This is a genomic window from Tenacibaculum sp. UWU-22, assembly GCF_041021355.1.
Taxonomy (GTDB): Bacteria; Bacteroidota; Bacteroidia; order Flavobacteriales; family Flavobacteriaceae; genus Polaribacter.
In genome coordinates this window covers 265,454-269,369 of record NZ_JBFNGP010000003.1, presented here as the reverse complement: position 1 = coordinate 269,369, position 3,916 = coordinate 265,454, and the positions used below count along the sequence as shown (strand labels likewise).

At 44.2% G+C, this 3,916-nt stretch carries 1 protein-coding gene; it reads right to left on the bottom strand.

Going from position 1 to position 3,916, the window contains the following annotated elements; translation table 11 throughout:
• On the bottom strand, positions 1 to 3,916 hold a 3,916-nt coding region (locus tag AB2B44_RS07690; RefSeq protein WP_369048987.1), incomplete at both ends, for a thrombospondin type 3 repeat-containing protein.

Below are 3,916 nucleotides of genomic sequence, written 5' to 3'. Positions count from 1 at the left end.
TAGCATGAGGGTCGATACGTACCGTAAAGCTTACCGTAATTTTATCGCCTGGGGCTAATAAACCATCGGTACCTACTAACAAGCCACTATTTGAGCTACCACCATCATAGGCTGAATTCGCCGTTGGCGCTACTGATTTTTTACTCGTATTGGTGAGTGCAACAACTGGGGCTACTAATACTCCGCCACTACTATCTGATTCACTACTCGCTGTAAAGGCTCCGCCTAATTGATCTGCTGCTGTTAAATCATCTACTAAAGTTAACTTATCTATATCTACATCGCCCATGTTTTCTACTACAATGGTATAAACCACATCAAACGTACCATCTGAATTAGCTACGGGCTCACTAGCACTCTTCGCACTACCTAACTTTGGAGACATTGCCGGAACCACTATTGGCGTTGGCGTACCTGTCTCTTCGCCTGGATTAGCTGCTGGATTACCTCCCGTATCAGTTTTATCTACTACTGGTGAACCACTTGGATCGGTACCCCCTGCTGTAGCCGTGTTTTGTAAGGTAGAAGGAGCATCAACAGCATGAGGATCCATACGTACCGTAAAGGTTACCGTGAAATAATCACCTGGAGCTAATAAACCATCAGTACCTAATAATAAACCGTCATTACCTCCGCTATAGTTTGTATTCGCCGTTGGCGCTACTGATTTACCACTCGTATTGGTGAGTGCAACAACTGGGGCTACCAAAACACCGCCTGTGCTATCACTAGCTAAACTTGGCGTAAAGGCACTTCCCAATTGATCTGGAGAAGTAAGGTCATCTAATAAGGTTAATTTTTCTATATCAACATCGCCCATGTTTTTTACTATAATCGTATAAACAACATCTAGGGTGCCATCAGTATTTAACGTAGGCTCTCCTGCACTTTTAGCACTACCCAACTTGGGAGTCATCGCAGGTGGGGTTAATGGCGTTGGCGTACCTACGCCCTCGCCGGCATTGGCTGTCGGATTGTCTCCATTATCCGTTCTGTCTTCTGTTGTTGAACCACTGGGGTCTTTACCACTCGCAACAGCCGTGTTTTGTAATGGTGAGGGAGCGCCACTGGCATGCGGATCTACCCGTACCGTAAAGGTTACCGTAAATTTATCGCCAGGAGCTAATAAACCATCCGTACCCAATAATAAACCACTATTAGCAATACCGCCATCATATCCTGCATTTGCCGTTGGTGCTACCGAATTACTGGTTTCATCTTTTTTCTCTAACGCAACAACTGGAGCTACCAAAACACCGCCTGTGCTATCACTAGCTGAACTTGGCGTAAAGGCACTACCCAATTGATTGATTAAAGTTAGGTTATCACTTAATGTTAACGCTGTTATGTTAACATCGCCTATATTTTGTACCGTAATAGTATACGCCACATCAAACGTACCATCTGGATTTAACGTAGGCTCACCCGCACTTTTTGAACTACCCAATTCTGGATTCGTTGTTGGGGGCGTTAATGGCGTTGGCACGCCTACGCCTTCGCCTGCATTAGACGTTGGACTTGTTCCGCTATCACTCTTATCTTCTACCGAGGCTCCACTTGGATCGGCACCTTTTACTGTAGCCGTGTTTTGTAACGGATTTGCAGCTCCACTGGCATTCGGATCTACGCGTACCGTAAAGGTTACCGTAACTTGATCGCCAGGGGCTAATAAACCATCGGTACCTAATAATAAACCGCTATTGGCACTACCGCCATCATAGGCTGTATTTGCTGTTGGCGCTACCGAATTTTCACTCGTATTGGTGAGTGTAACCTCTGGTGCTACTAATACCCCGCCACTACTATCGGCTGCCGAACTTGGGGTAAAAGCACCGCCTAATTGGCTAGCCAAAGAAAGGTTATCTGATAAGGTAAGGTTGTTTATATTAACATTACCTGTGTTTTCTATTAAAACGCTATAAACCGCATCAACCGTACCATCAGCATTTGAAGTCATAGACACCAACTCTTTTGAACTACCTAATTCTGGATTCGTTGCAGGAGGTGTTAATGGCGTTGGAGTACCCACATCTTCTCCTGGATTGGTTGTTGGTTCATCTCCTGAATCGGTCTTGTCTGATACCGTTGTACCACTTGGATCAGTCCCTTTTACGGTAGCCGTGTTTTGTAACGGATCTGCAGCTCCACTAGCATTCGGGTCTACGCGTACCGTAAAGGTTACTGTTAATTCATCTCCTGGAGCTAAAGCACTTGCCGTAGCATCAAATAAGCCGCTATTAGCACTACCGCCATCGTAAGCTGTATTTGCTGTTGGCGCTACCGAATCGCCACTGGTATTGGTCAACGCTACCACTGGCGCTACTAATACCCCGCCACTGCTATCTGTTGCCGAACTCGGCGTAAAGGCGCCACCTAATTGATCAGCGGCTGTTAAATCATCTTCTAAAACAAGGGAACTCAACATCGAATCGCCCATGTTTTTTACGGTAATGGTATACGCAACATCAATCGTGCCGTCTGGATTTAACGTAGGCTCACCAACACTTTTTGAACTGCCTAATTTTGAATCAAAACAGGCTGGGCTAAACGTGTTCTCATCTTCACTACTGCCTATTCCTTGAACTACAGCACTCGTTGCTGGTGATACTACAGGTACCCCATAAGTTGCACTTGAACTATCTGAATCTACCGTTGTGCCTAAACTATCATCACCCTGTAAATCTGTTAAGGCATAACTGCCATCGCCCTCTATTGCATCGGGACAGCCATCATCATCACTGTCTAAATCTAAATAATTCGGTACACCATCATCGTCGTAGTCTTTTGGATTAGCAGAATCCGTACCTGCTTCTACAGCATCTAAAATACCATCATTATCACTATCTAAATCTAAATAATCGAAAATGCCATCACCATCACTATCTAATGGATTTGTTGAATCAGCACCTACCTCAACAGCATCTAGAATACCATCGCCATCACTATCAGTATCTAAATAATCTAGAATACCATCACCATCTGAATCCATTGGATTTGATGGGTCTGAACCTGCCTCTATTGCATCAGGAATACCATCGCCGTCACTATCTAAATCTAAATAATCAGGAATGCCATCATTATCAGTATCTACTGGATTGGTTGGGTCTAAACCTGCCTCTATTGCATCAGGGATACCATCTCCATCACTATCAATATCTAAATAATTTAATGTTGTATCACTATCGGTATCGGCTGTTGTTCCTTCTACACTGTCTGGAATACCATCGCCATCTGAATCTCCTGGTGAATTTACCGTTAAATAATCGGCAACACCATCTTCATTAGAATCTACTGGATTCGTTGGATCTGAACCTGCTTCATCCGCATCTAATAATCCATCGCCGTCACTATCGGTATCTTGATAATTAGGAATACCATCGCCATCTACATCGCCATTACCTTCAATAGCATCTGGAATACCATCGCCATCACTATCAGTATCTAAATAATCAGGGATACCGTCATTATCGGTATCTACTGGATTGGTAGCATTGCCTATTTCGGCAACATCACTTATACCATCATTATCATTGTCGGTATCTAAATAATCAGCGATACCATCTCCATCACTATCGGTTGGATTTGAAGCATCTGAACCTACTTCAACGGCATCTGGAATACCATTGCCATCACTATCCGTATCTTGATAATCAGCGATACCATCACCGTCGGTATCTACTGGGCTGGTTGGGTCTAAACCTACTTCTACCGAATCAGGAATACCATCGCCGTCACTATCCGTTTCAAGATAATCAGCAATACCATCACCATCTGAATCCGTTGGGTTTGTTGGGTCTGAACCTGCCTCTACCGAATCAGGAATACCATCGCCGTCACTATCTAAATCTAAATAATCAGGAATACCATCATTATCGGTGTCTACTGGATTGGCGGGGTCTGAACCTGCCTCTATTGC